This window comes from Streptomyces sp. NPDC001933 (assembly GCF_042890955.1).
Classification (GTDB): domain Bacteria; phylum Actinomycetota; class Actinomycetes; order Streptomycetales; family Streptomycetaceae; genus Streptomyces.
Genome location: NZ_JBIASS010000035.1, coordinates 17,699 through 34,616 on the forward strand (window position 1 = coordinate 17,699; position 16,918 = coordinate 34,616).

The 16,918-nt window shown below is 69.0% G+C and carries 12 protein-coding genes and 1 pseudogene; 10 read left to right on the forward strand and 3 right to left on the reverse strand.

Annotation, left to right across the window (positions count from 1 at the left end):
* The first annotated feature begins 80 nt into the window (after positions 1 to 80).
* From ACFYY7_RS40980 to ACFYY7_RS40995, 4 genes are read left to right on the forward strand one after another with little or no spacing between them, the layout of a single operon-like run.
* On the forward strand, positions 81 to 1,706 hold the full coding sequence (locus tag ACFYY7_RS40980) for a TIGR02677 family protein (RefSeq protein ID WP_388670134.1): 1,626 nt from the start codon (positions 81 to 83) through the stop codon (positions 1,704 to 1,706).
* Positions 1,703 to 3,028, forward strand: a complete 1,326-nt coding sequence (locus ACFYY7_RS40985) for a TIGR02678 family protein (RefSeq protein ID WP_388670137.1) — start codon at positions 1,703 to 1,705, stop codon at positions 3,026 to 3,028. The genes ACFYY7_RS40980 and ACFYY7_RS40985 overlap by 4 nt, the downstream gene beginning before the upstream one ends.
* On the forward strand, positions 3,025 to 7,266 hold the full coding sequence (locus ACFYY7_RS40990) for a TIGR02680 family protein (RefSeq protein WP_388670140.1): 4,242 nt from the start codon (positions 3,025 to 3,027) through the stop codon (positions 7,264 to 7,266). Before ACFYY7_RS40985 ends, ACFYY7_RS40990 begins: the two co-directional genes overlap by 4 nt.
* Complete coding sequence (locus ACFYY7_RS40995) at positions 7,263 to 8,525, forward strand: TIGR02679 family protein (protein ID WP_388670143.1); 1,263 nt, start codon at positions 7,263 to 7,265, stop codon at positions 8,523 to 8,525. The genes ACFYY7_RS40990 and ACFYY7_RS40995 overlap by 4 nt, the downstream gene beginning before the upstream one ends.
* 389 nt (positions 8,526 to 8,914) lie before the next feature.
* Here the strand turns inward: ACFYY7_RS40995 and ACFYY7_RS41000 are convergent, their stop codons facing one another.
* The gene (locus ACFYY7_RS41000) at positions 8,915 to 9,577 is read right to left on the reverse strand and encodes an HAD-IA family hydrolase (protein ID WP_388670146.1); all 663 of its coding nucleotides are present in this window, start codon (positions 9,575 to 9,577) and stop codon (positions 8,915 to 8,917) included.
* 65 nt (positions 9,578 to 9,642) lie between these two features.
* Between ACFYY7_RS41000 and ACFYY7_RS41005 the strand changes: the two are divergent.
* Positions 9,643 to 10,665 (forward strand): annotated as a pseudogene (locus ACFYY7_RS41005) (IS256 family transposase); the annotation flags it as partial.
* Positions 10,666 to 10,790: 125 nt separating this feature from the next.
* On the forward strand, positions 10,791 to 11,453 hold the full coding sequence (locus ACFYY7_RS41010; protein ID WP_388670149.1) for an HAD family hydrolase: 663 nt from the start codon (positions 10,791 to 10,793) through the stop codon (positions 11,451 to 11,453).
* On the opposite strand, the gene ACFYY7_RS41015 is transcribed toward ACFYY7_RS41010, so the two are convergent.
* Positions 11,434 to 12,666, reverse strand: coding sequence for a multiprotein-bridging factor 1 family protein (locus ACFYY7_RS41015; RefSeq protein ID WP_388670152.1), 1,233 nt, complete (start codon positions 12,664 to 12,666; stop codon positions 11,434 to 11,436). The genes ACFYY7_RS41010 and ACFYY7_RS41015 overlap by 20 nt on opposite strands.
* Positions 12,667 to 12,931: 265 nt before the next feature.
* Between ACFYY7_RS41015 and ACFYY7_RS41020 the strand changes: the two genes are divergently transcribed.
* The 4 genes from ACFYY7_RS41020 (at position 12,932) to ACFYY7_RS41035 (ending at position 15,113) form a co-directional block, all read left to right on the forward strand.
* Entirely contained in the window at positions 12,932 to 13,240 is a 309-nt protein-coding gene (locus ACFYY7_RS41020; RefSeq protein WP_388670155.1) for a hypothetical protein, read from the forward strand.
* Entirely contained in the window at positions 13,237 to 13,386 is a 150-nt protein-coding gene (locus ACFYY7_RS41025; protein ID WP_388670158.1) for a hypothetical protein, read from the forward strand. Before ACFYY7_RS41020 ends, ACFYY7_RS41025 begins: the two co-directional genes overlap by 4 nt.
* Before the next feature lie 705 nt (positions 13,387 to 14,091).
* Positions 14,092 to 14,463, forward strand: coding sequence for a GIY-YIG nuclease family protein (locus ACFYY7_RS41030; protein WP_388670161.1), 372 nt, complete (start codon positions 14,092 to 14,094; stop codon positions 14,461 to 14,463).
* 284 nt (positions 14,464 to 14,747) lie between these two features.
* The gene (locus ACFYY7_RS41035) at positions 14,748 to 15,113 is read left to right on the forward strand and encodes a DUF6009 family protein (protein ID WP_388670164.1); all 366 of its coding nucleotides are present in this window, start codon (positions 14,748 to 14,750) and stop codon (positions 15,111 to 15,113) included.
* 469 nt (positions 15,114 to 15,582) lie between these two features.
* Here ACFYY7_RS41035 and ACFYY7_RS41040 read toward each other — a convergent pair.
* A protein-coding gene (locus ACFYY7_RS41040) for an IS3 family transposase (protein ID WP_388670167.1) occupies positions 15,583 to 16,799 on the reverse strand; the annotation gives its coding sequence in 2 pieces (ribosomal slippage) (positions 15,583 to 16,547 and positions 16,547 to 16,799; 1,218 coding nt in all).
* Positions 16,800 to 16,918 lie beyond the last annotated feature (119 nt).

Below are 16,918 nucleotides of genomic sequence, written 5' to 3' on the forward strand. Positions count from 1 at the left end.
GGTCGCCACCTCAGCGTGGTCGCGGAGCATTTCCAGCCACACCCCGACAACAGCCGAATGCTCCACGTAGCCTCGCAAGCATGGAGGAACCCGCACCCGGCACGCCGCCGGAACCCGGCGACGACGAGACGCGCAGACGGCTGGACGCGTACGCCTACCTGAGCGCCCCGGAGCGGCTGGAGCACATCGCGATCATGCGGGTCTTCTGCGGAACGCTCCTGGCGGACCTGGCCGTCCCGGACGTCATGGCGAAGCTGCGTGAGTCCGGCGGGCCAGGTGCGGGGCTCGACGCCGACAGCCTCACGGCCCGGCTGGAACAGCTGGAGCGGTGGGGCAACCTGCTGCGCGGTAGCCACACGGTGAAGGCGTCCAGCATCACCGAGTACCAGCGTTCCCGCGCGCGCTACCAGCTGTCGAGGCTGGGTGAGCGGGTGCAGCGGGACGCCGACGGGGTGCTGGCCGAGGCCGAGGCCGCCCGCGAGGTGAGCAACGAGCTGCTTGCCCTGGTCGAGCGCGGGCTCCGGGAGCTGGCCGAGCTAGTGTCCGAGCCGGGCGGTATCGCTCCGCAGGACGGTCTGGAGCGGGTCAGTACGCTGTTCGTGCAGTTCGCCGAGTTCGCGGACTCCATCCGGGACTTCTATGCCTACCTCGGCCAGGTGCTCGCCCGGTACGACCTGGACAGTGCCGAGTATCAGGGTTTCAAGGAAATGCTGTTGGACTACGTCGAGGCGATCACAGAGGACGTGGCCTTCCGCGCGCCCCGGATCTCAGCGGCACTGGACACGCTCTGGCCGCACCTTCCGGCTCTGCTGGACCGGCTGGACGCCCACGCCCAGGGCCTTTCCGGAATCTCTCCGCAGGGCGAAGGCCGCTCGGAGACCCGGGTGCAGCGCAGCCGCGGGCGCGAGCTTGCGGACTGGCACGGGTTGCGCGGCTGGTTCAGCAACACCGATGGTCAGGGCAGCCAGGTCGATCAACTGCGGGACGCCACCCTGCGGGCGCTCCAGTCGCTGCTGGCCAACGCCAAGCGGATGCTGCGCTCGGCTACCGGGGAGATGTCACGGCGCCGGGACCTGCTGCGGCTGGCCCGATGGTTCGATGAGGCCGCGCCGCAGGATGCGCACGACATCGCCGTCGCCGCCTTCGGGCTGTACGGCGCCCGCCACCTGGGCATACCACCCGCCACCGACGAGGTGGTGCCCGCCTACACCAGCTGGTGGACCGGCCCTGTAGTCGAGGTCCCGGTCGCGCTTCGCGAGAGGGGCAGCCGCGCGCAGCGGGGTCGGACGGCGTCGGTGGAGGACCACTCCGCGCAGAAGCACCGGCTCCGGGAGGACGCGCGTGAGCGGGCGGCGGCCAGGAAAGCGGCGGCGGACGAGCTGCGTAGCGCCTCGGGCCGTTTCGACGACGTACGGCTCACCTCAGCGGCGCTGAGCCTGCTCCTGGAACTGCTGGCCACGGCGCTCGGGAACGCGCAGCTCAAGCGGCGCGCCGGTACGGACAGGGAGGGGGCGCCGGGGTTCGGCCTGGACGCGGCGTGGAGCGAGGACGCCGATCTGGGCATTGGGCTCACTGTGCAACGTACGGCGGGCGCCCGGACGCTCCTCCACTCGGCCGACGGGGACCTGCTCCTAGACGACCTGGAGCTTGTTATCGGCCGGGCCTCCACCCTGGTCGACGGTGAGGCGGAGGTGGGCGTGTCATGACCCTCCCCTCCGCCCATGACGTGGCCCTGGCAGCAGAACGCCGTACCGCCGCCCGGCTGTTGCTCGCTCATCCGCTGGTCACGTCGGACGGCCCGCACGCCGACCTTTTCCCTCTGGTCCGCAGGCACGCTGACTGGCTGGGCAAGCGGTTCCAGCAGGTGCTCGGCTATCGCCTCCTGGTCGACAGTTCCTATGCCCGGCTGTTCAAGGCCGGGCTGGGAGCTCAGGCGGGACACAGGCTTGTGCGGTCCACCGGCACTCCCTTCACTCCGCACACGTACGCCTGTCTCGCGCTGGCTCTGTCCGTGCTGGTGACCGCGCCCGAGCAGATGCTGTTGTCGCAGCTGGTCGCCGATATCCGGGCCGCGGCGGCCGACGCGGCCATCGAACTGGAGGAGACGGGCCGGGCGGCCGGGAAGCGGACCCTGGTCGCAGCTCTGCGCCAGCTGGTCGAGTGGGGCGTACTCATCGAGACGGAGGGCCAGGTGGCCGCTATCACCCAGGAAGCCAGCGGGGAGGCTTTGATCACGGTGGACCGAGAGCTCGCCCGCGTCGTTGTCGCCGGACCGCTCGCCCAGTCCCGGGACGGCGCCGATCTGGTCCGGCGGGCAGCGGACCCGGGCTTCGGAGGACCTCGCACCTATGTGCGCCGGATGCTTGTCGAAACACCCGTCGTCCACCTCGACGAACTGACCGATGCCGAACGCGACTGGCTGCGTACCCGGCAGCGCCGGGAAGCCCAGGCATTCCTCGAACTCCTCGGTCTGGAGACGGAGATCCGCGCCGAGGGAGTGGCGCTGGTCGACCCCGAGGAGGAGCTGACCGATCTCCACCTTCCCGGCACAGGAACGGTCGCCCAGGCCGCACTGCTGTTGGTGGAACGGCTCGTTGAACGGCTTCGTCCGCCCGATCCCGGACATCCGGCGACCGGCGGTGTCCTCGTCGTCGGGGTGGCCGTTCCGGACGGCCTGGTGGATGAGCTGCTGGCTGACCTGGTCGCCGAGTACGGGGGCCGCAGCAACTGGCAGCGCGGCTATCTGGACGATCTCCACGCCCTGCGGGAAGCCGTGTTGGACCTGCTGGCCCGCATGCGGCTGCTGGCCCCGGCCGGCCCGATGCGGGCCGAGGGGGAAGGGCTGCCGGAGAGGTACGCCGAAGAGCTGCCGGAAGGGCGCCAGGTGACCGATGTCCGGGGAGCCCGGCCGGGCGGCGAGGGCTGGGTGCTGCTCGCCGCTGCGGCCCGCTACGCCACCCGCGTCACCGTGCGTACGGCCGACTCGATCCGCGAAGATACCGACGCACAGCAGGAGTTGCCGCTATGACCGCCGTCGCACGTGGCCTCGTCCCGCTGCCGCGATCCGGCCCGTCGACGACAACAGCAGGTACCCGCTTCCGGCTGCACCGCGCGGGCATCCAGAACGTCTGGCAGTACGACAAGCAGGAGTTCGCCTTCGGTGACGGGCGACTACTGCTGCGCGGCAAGAACGGTGCGGGGAAGTCCAAGGCCCTCGAAATGCTGCTCCCGTATCTGCTGGACGGCGACTCCCGGGCACTGGACGCGACCGGCACCGGGCGGACGACGCTTGCCTGGCTGATGCTGGACGGCTTCGAGCAGACCAACCGCCTCGGCTACCTGTGGGTGGAGTTCCGGGGTACGAACGAGGGCGGTGACCACCGCTACCTGACGCTCGGTGCCGCCATCCGTGCCTCGAAGTCGACACAGAGGGCGCTGCCGACGTTCTTCGTCACCCCGCTGCGGGTCGGTGAGGACCTGCACCTAGTCGAAGCGGGCAAGCCGCTCCCCGTCGACCGGCTCAAGGCGATCGTCGGCCCCGACAACGCGACCGACCGCGCGGTCGGCCACCGTGCTCGCGTGGCCCGGGACCTCTTCGGCATCACCGACGCGACGCGCTACCGCAACCTCACCCAGCTCCTCCACCGGCTGCGGCGCCCCACGGTCGGGGACCGCATCGAGCACGGGGGCTTGGCCTCGCTGCTGAGCGAGACCCTGCCGGGGCTCGACGAGGAGGTGGTCGAGAAGGTGGCGCGCAACCTGCATGACCTGGATGCGGTACGGGACGAACTCGGCCGCCTGGAACGCACTGACGCGGCGCTGCGCACGTTCCTCGCCGACTACCGTCGCTACCTCGCCGGAGTGCTGCGCGCTTCGGCCCGGAACGTGAGCAGGGAACTGGACGCCCTCTCCCAACGACGCCGAACGGCCGGGGACGCCGCGCAGCGAACGGGCGACCTGAAGAGGCGGGAGGAGGAGTCGGAAGCCGGGCTGGTGACCCTGCATGAGGAGGAACGGACCGCCCGGACGGAGCTTGCCGCTCTGCACGCCAGTCACGCCTACCGCAGCCTGCGCGAACTGTCGGAACGCCGCAGCACGATGGAGGCCCTGCACGCCACGGCCATGACCGCCTTCACCGCCCTGCTGAACGCGCACGAGGCGCAAGGGGGCGCGGCCGAACGACTGGCCGAGGGTGTCGAAGACCTGGGGAGCCGGCTCACCGAGCTGGGGACCGAGCACCGGGAGTTGCTGTCCCAGGCGGAGAAGGCGAGGCTTCCCGCCGGCCATCTCGGCGACGCGGTGGCCCTGCCACGCACGGTCCGCTCCCAGGCGGCGCAGGCGGAGCTGACCAGCCCGGACGGGGTACCGCAGACCGTGCGGCACCGGCCGGTGGTCCGCGTGGACACGACCACGACAGAGGCCGGGCTACGGTCCTGGCAGGGGCAACTGGAGGATGCGGAAGCTGTCGTACGGAACCGGACACGGGTGGTCCAGGAGGTGACCCGTCTTTCCTCGCAGGCTGACGAGGCCCGCGCCAGGGCGGTACAGGCCGACACGGAGCGGGAACGGCTGGAGGGCGAGGCGGAGGAGGCCGCCGGCCGTCTCGAAGAGAGCCGCGAGAAAGTCGCCGAGGAGAGCCGAGAGTACGCCGACGAGGTCGCCGCATGGGTGGAACGCACGCGGACCGCAACGGGGCCCGGCTGTCCGCCCCTGGACGCCGTCCTCGCCGAAGTCGCCAGTGAGACCGCCTCTGACGCGCCGTTCTCGGAGCGCACGCTGCCGCCCGACATCGACACCCGCGCGCGGCAGTCGGCCCATGCGGTCCTGGAGCCTTACACCGATCACCTCACCCGGCACCGCGATGCGCTGGCGCTCAACGTCAGCCGACTCGGCGAGGAGATCGACCGCCTGTCGAAGGAGAAGCAGGACTGGGAGCGACGTACCGACCCCGAGCCTCCAACCCCCTACCACCGCACCGCCGATAGGAATCCGGCCGGTGGAGCACCCTTCTACCGGCTGGTGGACTTCGCTGAGCACGTGACCTCTGCCAGCCGGGCCGGTCTGGAGGCGGCGCTGGAGGCGAGCGGAATCCTGGACGCCTGGGTCGGCGCGGACGGGGTCCTTCTCGACCCCCTCACCCGGGACACCCTTCTCCAGACAGGCCCCATGTCGTCGGGACCACAGACCCTCGCCTCAGCCCTGCGCCCGGCCGCGCAGCCGGGGTGCGGCGTCACGTCCGAGCAGGTGGAGCGCCTGCTGGCCGCCATCGCGCTCGTACCGGCCTCGGAGACCGCCGCTGCCAGCGCGGTCCACTTCGACGGAAGCTGGCAGCTGGGGGCCCTGCGCGGCCGACACCACAAAAGCGTCGCCGAGTACGTGGGAGCAGCCGTACGCGCCGAGACCCGGCGGCGTGCCCTCGCCGAGCTGGAGGACCGACTCGCGCAGACGGAGCAGCGGCTGGCCGACGCCCGTACCGAACTCGCTGCGGCCGATTCCAGGCGACGTGCCCTCACGCTCGCGGAACGGGACTTTCCCCGGGCACGGCAGCTCTCCAACGCCTGGAGCAGGACCACTTCGGACGAGAAGGCGTTGCGGGACCTGACCGCCAAGGCCACCCGTGCGGCACGGCTGGCCGAGGAGGCCCGCGCTCTCGCCGTGTCGGCGCGTACCGAGGCGGATGCCACCGCGACCGCCCATGACCTGCCCACCGACGCCACCTCCCTGGACCGCGTACGCACCGCACTGGCGGCCCTGCTCAGCGGTATCGGTCACTTGCGCAGAGCGGTCAGCGGCACGGTCGGGCGGCTCGGCGGAAGCCAGGCGGACGACGGGCGGTACGAGCGTGCCCGAGAGGGAAGCCTGGAGGCGGAAGGAAACTACCGGCTTCGGCTCCACCAGTTGCGCACCGCGCAACAGGATCTGCGGACCCGCGAGGCGGCCGTCGGATCGTCCGAAGAGGAGATCCTCACCCGCGAGCAGAACGCCAAGCAACGCATCGCGAACGCCGCCGGCGCCATCCCAGCAGCAGAGCGCACCCGCAGCGAACTCCGCGATCGGCGCGTGCGTGCGGAGGAAGAAGAGAAGCGCCTGCGCGAGGATCTGGCGGACCAGGAGACGACAGTCATCGACACCGGTCGCATCCTCCGCGCGGCTCTCGACCGCCCGGAGGTCGTCAACGGGGCGGGACTGGACCGGTCCTCTCTGCCCGACCACGTCTCGGACAACCCCGGTTCGGACGTCCGCGACCGCCTGCGCGCGCTGCGTTCACTGGCCGACACTGTGGAGCAGGCCCTCGACCGTTCGAGGGGCGAGGTCTCGGACGACACCCTGCTCAAGCGGCACACGGCGCTGCGCGACCAACTGGCGGGCGGATACGACGCGCAGCTTGAGGAACGCGACGGCATCAAGGTGTGCCGCTTGCTCGACGACCACGGTTCCCATGATGTCGCGGTCGTGGGCGAGCGGATCGCCGTACAGTCCGCGGAGGCGAGGGGGCGGCTCACCGAGCGCGAGAGCGAGGTGTTCCAGCGGTTCCTGACCGGCGAGCTCGGCGATCACCTCTCCGCCCAGGTCATCACCGCGGCCAATCTGGTCGCGGCTCTCAACGAGACCCTGAAGACCGTACGGACCTCGCACGGTCTCGGCGTAGAACTGCTGTGGAAGCTCGACGAGGACGTGGATGCGGATGTGCGGGCAGCCGTCGAGCTGCTGCGCAGTCCATCGAGTCTCCGGACACGTGAGCAGACAGAACAGCTGCGCGAGGTACTGCAACGCCGTATCGAGGATGCCCGCCGTGCCGACCCTTCGGCCGGTTACACGGCCCATCTGCGGACCGCGCTGGACTACCGGGCATGGTTCCGTTTCCACACCTTCGTGGTCGAGGACGCGGCCCCCGGGCGCAGGAGGAAACTGACCGGACGCACCGGACTGAGCCAGGGAGAGCAGCGTGTGCTCTCGTACCTCGTGCTCTTCGCAGCCGCTGCCGCGCACTTCACCAGCCTCGCCGAGTCGGCACCACACGCGCCTCGGCTGATCCTCCTGGACGACGCCTTTGCCAAGGTCGACGAACCCACCCACGGGCGGCTGGGCCGCATCCTCGTCGACCTCGATCTCGACTTCGTCCTCACGAGCGAGCGGCTGATGGGCAACTGGGCAGAGGTTCCGTCCCTGCACATCTACGAGTGCCTACGCGACCCCCATGTGCGCGGCGTGGCCACGTTGCATTACACCTGGAACGGTCGGCATCGGCGTCTGGCATCGGTATGAGCGCACTCCCGGCCGCCACACGCGACTGGCTGGCAGGACCAGGTCTCGCCCGGCTCTGGGGGGCGGTACGCAAACGCCTGGAAGGCAACGGGGTGCAGTGCACCGGTTCTCTCCGGCTGACCGCGGTGAGCTCGCAGGAACGGAACGACCTGTCACTCCTGCTGGGCAAACCCCTCACAGGTACGACCGTGACCGTGCGGCTCGACGCGCTCGATGAACGCCTGCACACCTCGGCCGCAGGACTCGGACTCAGGAAGGTTCTGGAGGAACTCGGTCCTCCCCTCACCGACCGCCGCGCAGCCCGCGAGGACGACGAGGCACAGCGCCGGTACCTGTGGTCCTCGCTCACCACGTCTCTCGACGCCTCTCCGCTCGCCGGGCAGGAGTGGACCCGGCAGTGGTACGCCGTGCTGCGCCGCACCGGCGTTCCGAGAGGGGTGACACCCAAAGCGGCGGTACGGACGCTCCAGCAGGCGGTCCACGTCCTCGCCGTGCTGCTCGACCCGGAACGCACCGGCACGCGAGGCCGAGGAGAACTCGCCGCGACGACGACCGGTTCGGCGCACGGTCTGGACGACGGCACCTGGCTCGCCCGCCTCGTCCAGCGCGGCGTCGCCCTGGCCCATGACACTGACCTCCCCAGCAACGCGGCCGGCCGGCGCGCGTTGTGGCGGCTGGTCTCCGTAACGCCGGACGAGGTCTCCAGCACGGTGCTGACCTACGGTCTGCGGCCCGTCGGCGAGGGCTGGCGAGAGAGGTCACTGCGAGAGCGGGCCGCCCATCACGCCGAGACCCACCTGTCACCGCGCGATCTGCTCGACATGCATCTCCAACTGCCTGCCGGAGCTGTGGTCCACATCTGCGAAAACCCGCGCGTCGTGGAAGCCGCAGCCGACGCGGCCTGCGCCAAGCCTCTGGTCTGCACCTCCGGCAGCGCCGCCACGGTGGTCCTCACATTGCTCGACGCCCTCGACGCCACCGGTTGCCGCTTCGTCTACCACGGCGACTTCGACTGGCCGGGCATCGCTCTGGCCAACCGGATCATCCGCCGCTACGAAGCCCTGCCGTGGCGCATGGACGCCGAGGACTACGAACGCCTCGCCGCTGACAGCCAGGCGGAGGGCATACCTCAACTACCCCTCGACGGCCGCCCGGTCGACGCGGACTGGGACCCGGGCCTCGCCCCTGCCATGACCGCCCTCGGCGTCGCACTTCATGAGGAGGCCACGCTCGATCTACTGGTGAGGGACCTGTCGTGAAGAATCCCCCGGGCGGCCTCTGCGGATACTCAAGTGCGCCAGCTCCTCCAACCGTTCTCTGTGCAACCACCTCCTGTCCAGCTGAAGCGCCTGCTCCGAAAACCGCGCGACGCGACCGAGAAGAAGTCATGCACTTATCGCTCCTACTCGTCTCCCCCGTGGCCGACGGATAGCTGGCCAACCGCTCCTGATGAAATCTCACGCAGTAACGTACCGAGATGTTCTTCCAAGGACCTGTTCTCATCGAGCACCTGCTGAACCACCATGTGCAGTGGTTCCGCAACACGGTGGAATCGCTCTCTCGCCGGCCGAGGCCGCACCATCGAGCCCCAGCTGCGGCGGACACTCACCGGGGCCGAGGCCGCGAGATCCTGGGAAGGAGGTTGACCTCAGGCGGCGAGAACCGCTGTGACCCCGAGCAGTGTTTCAAGCTCGGCCACGGCCGCGTCCTCGTCCGTGACATGGACAGTGGAGATCCCCAGCGCGGCGGCCGGCGGAAGGTTCACCGCGTGATCGTCCACGAAGACGCACCGCTCGGCGGGCAACCCGATGCGCTCCAGTACGAGCCGGTAGATCGCCGGATCCGGCTTCGCCAGCCCCTCCAGCTCGGACACGACGTGAACATCGAAGAGGTCCCAGATGCCCACGTGCTCGTACGGGTTGAACGGATCGAGGCCGAAGCTGTTGGAGAGCAGCGCGAGCCGGTGCCCGGCGGCACCCGCGGCACGGGCAAGCGCGACCATCCGACGCGCCGGCGGAACGTCGGCCCAGGCCCGCCCCATCAGGTTCACGGGGTCCACGTGCTCCCCCAGCAGCGCCGCTGTCCCCTCGTTCCATTCGGCCTGCCCGATCTCCCCGATCTCCAGCGCCGCGTACAGTCGCCGCCCCTCCGGATGATCGTTGAGCGTCGCCCGCCACGCCCCGGGCTCCAGGCACTCCGATATGCACCACTCGCGATGAGTAGCGATGGGGCTGGCCGTGAGCACTCCCGCGAAGTCGAGGATCAGACCTTTCCGGTCATTCTTGTCGGCAGCGCCATTGCTGTGCATCATCCGGTGGCGTCCTTCCCGGGACTGTAAATCGTTCGATGTAACTCCCGATCACGGAGGATGCATCGATGACCATTGAGAACGTGGCCGAGGCCCAGATAAGCGAGGCGGTAGAGCCGCAGCCGGCAAGGGTGGTGGATGACCGGCTGATCGACGAGCTGGTGTCCCGGGCGCAGGCCGAGGGCCTGCAGCTGACCGGCGAGGGCGGACTGCTCCAGCAGCTGACGAAGCGGCTGTTGGAGTCCGCCCTGGAGGGCGAGATCACCGACCATCTCGGCTATGACAAGCACGATCCGGCAGGGAAGAACGGCGGGAACTCCCGCAACGGAACCCGGGCGAAGACCGTGCTGACGGACGTCGGTCCGGTGGAGATATCCGTCCCTCGCGACCGGGACGGGTCGTTCGAGCCGAAGATCGTCAAGAAGCGGCAGAAGCGCCTGTCCGGGGTGGACGAGATGGTCATCTCCCTGTCGGCGAAGGGCCTGACCACGGGCGAGGTCCAGGCCCACCTCGCGGAGGTCTATGGTGCCGACGTCTCGCGCCAGACGATCTCCACGATCACCGACAAGGTCCTCGAGGGCATGGCCGAAAGGCAGAACCGCCCGCTCGACCTGGTCTATCCGGTGGTGTTCATCGACGCCATCCACGTGAAGATCCGCGACGGTGCCGTTGCCAACAGGCCGATCTACGTGGCCCTGGCCGTCACCGTCGAGGGCCGGCGCGAGATCCTCGGCTTGTGGGCCGGGGACGGCGGCGAGGGCGCCAAGCACTGGATGCACATCCTCACCGAGATCAAGAACCGCGGCGTCAACGACGTCCTCATGCTCGTCTGCGACGGGCTGAAGGGCCTGCCCGACGCGGTCGAGACCGTCTGGCCGAGGACGATCGTGCAGACCTGCGTGGTCCACCTGCTGCGGAACTCCTTCCAATATGCCGCCCGCCAGGACTGGGACAAGATCGCCAGGACTCTCAAGCCGGTCTATACGGCGCCGACCGAGGAGGCCGCACTCGAACGATTCGCCGAGCTCGCCGACACGTGGGGCAGGAAGTATCCGGCGATCGTCAGACTCTGGGAGAACGCCTGGGAGGAGTTTTGATACACCGTTCGATTGACAGACCCGTCGTCGGTGCCCTGATGACCTGGCGGATGGGCCGTTCCCGCAAGGAAGGGCCAGCAGTGAAGAAGCGTGGTCCGCGACGCCTTTAGGATCAGGCCATGATTCGCGCAGTGGTGTTCGATGTCGGTGAGTGCCTGGTGGACGAGACCCGCGAGTATGGCACCTGGGCCGACTGGCTCGGCGTGCCGCGGCATACGTTCGCCTCCATGTTCGGCGCCGTGATCGCCCAGGGGCGGGACTACCGCGAGGTCTTTCAAGAGTTTCAGCCGGGCTTTGACCTCTACGAGCAGCGTGAAGCCCGCGCAGCCGCCGGCCAGCCCGAGACCTTCGACGAGACCGACCTTTACCCGGACGTCCGCCCGGCCCTTGCACAGCTCCGGGCCGACGGGCTATGGCTCGGAATCGCCGGGAACCAGACGGTTCGGGCCGGCCGCATCCTGCGGGGCCTTTTCACATCCACCGTCGACCTCATCGGCACGTCAGACGACTGGGGCGCCAGCAAACCCGACCCCGCGTTCTTCGTCCGCGTCGCCGAGGTCGTCCCGCATGAGCCTGGCGAGATCCTGTACGTCGGCGACCGTGTCGACAACGACCTGCGACCGGCTGTCGCCGCCGGAATGCGGACCGCACTCATTCGCCGCGGGCCGTGGGGAACCATCCAGTGGAACACCGCAGAAGCGCGCGACCTACCGACGTTCCGTATCGAGTCGCTTGCCGATCTCCCTGAGGCCGTCACGAAGTTCAACGAGCGAGAGCACTGACCGTCGTCGACCACCCGTATAGCCGCTCGTCCAGGTCCCGCACGCACTGGTCGTGTTGGTGTGGGGCCAGGGCGCGGCGTACTTCCCGGACCCGGTCCATGCCCATCGCGTACCAGGTGACTTTCAGCTGATCGAGCGCCCGACACGCGTACTCGCACGCTGCCTCCGAGTTCCCAGCAGCGGCTTCTACCGCGGCAAGGTCGCCGTAGATCACGGTGCGTTGCTTGTCCTCGGTACGGGGCAGGTCGTCGAGTACCCCGAGGAGCGTGGTGCGCGCCTGCGGCAGGTGCCCCGCTTTCAGCTGGGTGTTCCCCTTGAACGCGGCGAGTCGGACATCAGTGAACCAGTCGAGCCAGGCCGGACTTGTGTGCCCGGTGCCTGCCGCCAGGACGTCCTCGGCGTGCCCGATCAGGTGCAGGGCCGTCCGCACGTTCCCGCATCGGGTTTCACACTCGGCCTCGACGGCGTCGAGCCAGGCCAACAGGTCAGCGGAAGCGGGGGCGCGACGTGCGTAAGTTCGGGCGGCCACCATCCGCTCCACTGCTGCGTCCCGATCGCCCGCCCACCCGGGGATGAACGCGGAGTGCGCGAGGATCGCGCTACCGAGCAGCGGATCGTCTGCCTGCCCGGCGGCCTGGAGCGCAAGTAGCAACGTCCGCCCAGCCTGGTCGGCGTCGCGAAGATCGAAGAACTCAATGCGCCCAGCCAGCAGGTAGGTCTCGGCCAGCGCTGCGGCGACGGTACGACGGGTCTGCCCCGCCGTCTCGGTCAGCAGCGCACACCCGAGAGTGGCGTGGGCGACGGCCGCAGGATGGATGGTCGCGGGGGCAACCGACCAGTACAGGCGTCGGTGCGACCGGGTGACCGCCTCGAAGTCCGTCGCAACGGACGCAGGCTGCATGACGGCTGCGGCCTGCGTCGGCACAGCGGCCAGCCCGACAGCGGCCACGGACGCACCGACCAGCGAGCGCCGTACAAGGTCGGGCCGGTCGCGACCAACCGGAGGGGTGAACCCGAGCGATTCCATGTCCTGCCCGAGCAGTTCGGTGAGAGCCTGCTGAAGGTCCGGATGCGGCCACGGCGGATTCTCCGACTCCCAGCGTCGGACCTGCCGGACGCCGACCCCGAGGGCAGTGGCCAGCTCCTGCTGGGAGCGGTAGCCCGCGGCATGACGGGCCGATCGGAGACGAACATTGCTTGCGGGCTGCGACATGCGGACCTCCGTGACGGGCTCTCAAGTCAGTTTCACCGCAGGCCCTTTCAGAAGCCAGTCGTCACCCGTACGACGGCATGAAAGTCCTCTTTGGTGCCGCGAAAAGACCTCTGGAAGTCCTCGATACACGCCCTGGTGAGGGCCAGTCTTGGCGCACTACCCAGCACGGTGCCCCTGAGGAGCTGCCACCATGCCCCCACCAAGCATCCGGACCATCAGAGCTTGCCGCCTCGAAAGGGCCGGCCAAACATGGGCCGCGATCCGCGTGCCCCGCAGCGTTGGCCTCGACGCACTCGCCATTCTCGGCAGCCGGTCCGGAGCCGTCCTCGAAGACCCCCTCGCGGCCGCCCTGTACTGGTTCGTCCCGCCGGGTACCACCGCCGAGTGGGACGTGGCCGGTACCCGCGTGCTTGCCGAGGATGCCCATCTGGTCGTCCCTCCAGACAGGCGCACCCAGGGCCCAGGCCCTCACTGGCGCGTCTGCCCGACCGCCGAGGCGTGGACGACGGAGGCCGCAGCTCTACAGGCCGCGCTCGAAGACGCGGCCAGCCCTTGCCGAGGAGCGGCGCGGTGATCACCTCTGCCACGAGCCAGACATCGACTCCCGACGCCGAGTACCTCATGCTCCTCGGCCACACCTACGGGTGCGCGTCCTGCCGCCTCGCCCCCTGCCCGACCGCGGTACGCCTTACCCGCGCATGGCGGGACGCACGCCAGTGAGGGACGAGGCGTCAGACATCATCCCCTGCTACTGCTGGGACGTGCACCCGGAGACGTACGCCCGGTGCACGCGGGAGCCTGGGCATACGGGCGCCCACTACGACCCGTACCACCGGCCGTCGTGGGACCGCCCCGGCACGTCGTGGCCCCCTGAATCGGCGGCGAGCGGTCGTCCCTGATCTCCCGCTCGCGGCTACAGATCGCGTCGGTAAGCCGCGAGCGGGTCTTACTCCCGCCCATACCCGAGGCCGGCGGCGGCCGGGGTCCGGGCGGGACTCCACCATCACGCGAGGGATAGAGAGCTACGTGGCTATCAGGACCGTCATCCAATGCCTGGCGACCAGCCGCATCCTGTTCTGCTACTGCGGCGGCCCCATGTACCCGACCGGCGATGGCCATATGAAGTGCAGGCAGCAAGGCAACGCTCCACCCTCCCAAACGGATGTCGCGCAGCTACGTAGGCGAGGGACGTTCTGCCAGCTGCGACCAGTAGCCTGCGGCGATCAGCCGTCGCGCGCACCTGGAGGTGTCGTGGAAGCTTCCGCTCTCGTCAGCCCCGATCAGTTGTGGGCGGCGCAGGAGGTCTTAGTTCGTCCGAGCCCTGTCCCGGCGGCCGCAGGTGTCTACGGGTGGCACTTCAAGCAGCCGCCCCACCCGGACCTAGACGCCGGGCGCCTGCTATACGTCGGGATAGCCCCGCGGTACATGGCGAACCGGACCAGTACCCAGAACCTGCGTAAGCGGGTGCGCTACCACTACCGGGGCAACGCGGCCGGCTCGACGCTGCGGCTCACCCTCGGTTGCCTGCTCGGACTCGAGCTGCGCCGCGTGGGCAGCGGCAAGCGGATGACCTTCGGCAAGGCTGGCGAAGTCACCCTGAGCCAGTGGATGGCGGACAACGCGCGGGTGTGCTGGATGGAGCAGAGCGAACCATGGGACCTGGAGTCACAGCTCATCTCCCAACTCGACCTCCCGCTGAACCTCGACCAGAACCGCCACAACGCGTTCCACAGCCGCCTGAAGGAGCTACGAGCCCAAGCACGCCAGCGAGCAAGAGAGTTGCCCATCAGTTCGTAGACCGCCGAACGGGCCGCCGGGCCGTTTCCTGGGCCGTCCCTGGGCCGTCCGAGGTCGCTCGATAGTGGCCAACGTCGACCAATGACGACCGCTCAGCCGCTCATGAACACCGGCCAGACCGGCCAAAACGCAGCTCCCCGAGATCCCCGGCAAGACCCTGCGCAACAAGAAGCAGCGGCCTTCTCGGACCTCATGGCGGTGTCGGACTGGTGAGGCAGGCATGCGGGGCACAGCGCATGGGGAGGGTGCCAGGCGGGGCAACCGTGTCTAGCTCAGGAGGGGCCTTGTCGAAGGATCGTGCAGCTTTGGAGCACGAGGAACAGATCGTCTGGACCGAGGACGTGGGCGGCTTCGACTACGTCCGTCAGACAGTAGCCCGCTTGTCCACGACCCGGCAGAAGCCGGTGGCATGGCACGGAACGGGCCGACGGGTGGGCTACTCCGTACTCAAGTCGGATGCCCCGAGCGGGGACACGCCCGGCAGATTCGTCCGCCGGGTGTTCTGGGTGAAGGACTACGACCGTTCCGAGCAGCCCAACGGTACGTACACGACGTCCGCGCCCGGTGAAGCCGTCGATCCGCGGACGGTCGCGCCGGGGGTGTGGGGCGAGCTGACCGAACGCGCCTGGGGCGGTCCGCTGCCCGACTGAGCGGCATCCGGGGTCATCGTCGCGAGCCATGACGTTGACGGCTGCTGATGCAGTCGGGAAGAGACCACCGCCCTGCGTGGTGGTCTCTTCTGCGTTTGGAAGCTGAGTCGCGATCTGAGACGCGATGATTCAGAAACCAGATGGGACATGCTTCACCAGCAGCCGGAATCAAGCCCTCCGGTGAATACGCGAGGAAAGCTCCGAGGCAGCGCTCAGGAGAGAATCGAAGCCCCTGGTCAGCGGCCTGGGCGCGCTGCTGTGGCCCAGTCCCTTCTAAGCACCTGCCCTGCTTCCAGAAGTAGCGGATGTGGGCCCGCCCTGCCGCCTTGGCGGTGTCCACTCCGAGCAAGCCCGCTCGCGGGAACCGCCCCGAGTTGTTCGGCAGCCGTCGATCCCTCCTCCAAGCCTTCCCACAACTCGCTAACCGCCAAGGGGACTGAGGTTGATCCCCGGGAGTGGACACCGGGTTTCATGCGGCAAGTGACAGAGTATGTGATGCGATCAGACGTTGTTCGAACTCGACCGGTGTGAGGTAGCCGAGTGCGGAGTGCCGACGGCGTCGGTTGTAGTACGACATCCAGCGGAACAGTTCCAGGCGGGCCTGCGCCTTCGACATCCAGCGCCGTCCGTGCAGCAGCTCCCGCTTGAGGCCCTGGAAGAACGACTCGGCGAGGGCATTGTCATAGCTGGACCCGACGCGTCCCATGCTGCGGCGGATGCCGTGCCGCCGGCAGACATCGGCGAAGGCCCGGCTCACATATTGGGCTCCCCTGTCCGTGTGGAAAATTACGCCGTTCACCTGGCCACCGCGGGCGGCCACGGCCATCTCGATGGCGTCGATGACCAGGGACGCACGCATGTGGTCGGCGATCGACCAGCCCACGACCCGGCGCGAGCAGATGTCGATCACCGTGGCCAGATACAGCCACGTCGAACCGACGGGTATGTAGGTGATGTCGCCGCACCACTTCGTGTTCAGCGTGTCGGCGGCGAAGTCGCGCATCATCAGGTCCGGGGCCAGCGGGGCCGTCTTGTCCGCGATCGTCGTCCGCCTGGTGCGGCGCAGGTGGCGCCCGACGATGTGGTGGATGCGCATCAGCCGTGCCACGCGTTTGCGGTTGATCTTCCGTCCCCGGGCCCTCAGCTCGGCGTGGACGCGCGGGGCGCCGTAAGCACCTCGGTGCTCGGCGTGAATGGCACGGATCTCGGCGACTGCAGCCGCCTCGCGGGCCTGGCGTTCGACGCGGCCCTCTTCGGTGGCCTGGTGCCGGTAGTAGCCGGAGCGGGAGACCCCCAGGACCCGGCACAGCCGCTTGACGCCGAAGTCGGCGCGGTGGTCGGAGATGAAGTCCCAGCGGCGGGTCCTCACTTCACCTCCCTGGCAAAATACGCGGCCGCCCTGCGCAGGATCTCGCGCTCCGACTGCCACTCCTTCTCAGCCTTCAGCAGCCTGGCGTTCTCGGCCCGCAGCCGGGCCAGCTCATCAGCCTGACTCTCCGGGCCACTCCCGCCCCGGACGGCCGACCCGTTCGCCCCAGTGTCCTTGCGGACCCATGTGCGCAGTGTCTCCCCGGTGATCCCGAGCTCGGCGGCCACGGCCGCGTACGTGCGCTTGCCGCCGCCCGCGCGATACAACGCGACGGCGTCCCTCCGGAACTCCTCCGGGTACGGAGACTGGCGTCCCACCTGGACATCCCCATTGTCAGGGTGTCCACTCCAAGGGATCAGCCTCAAAGCAGCCTTCGCCCGCCGACGCGGACAGCAAAGATCCAGCAAGGGCCGCCTACACCGAGCAGTTGGGACGC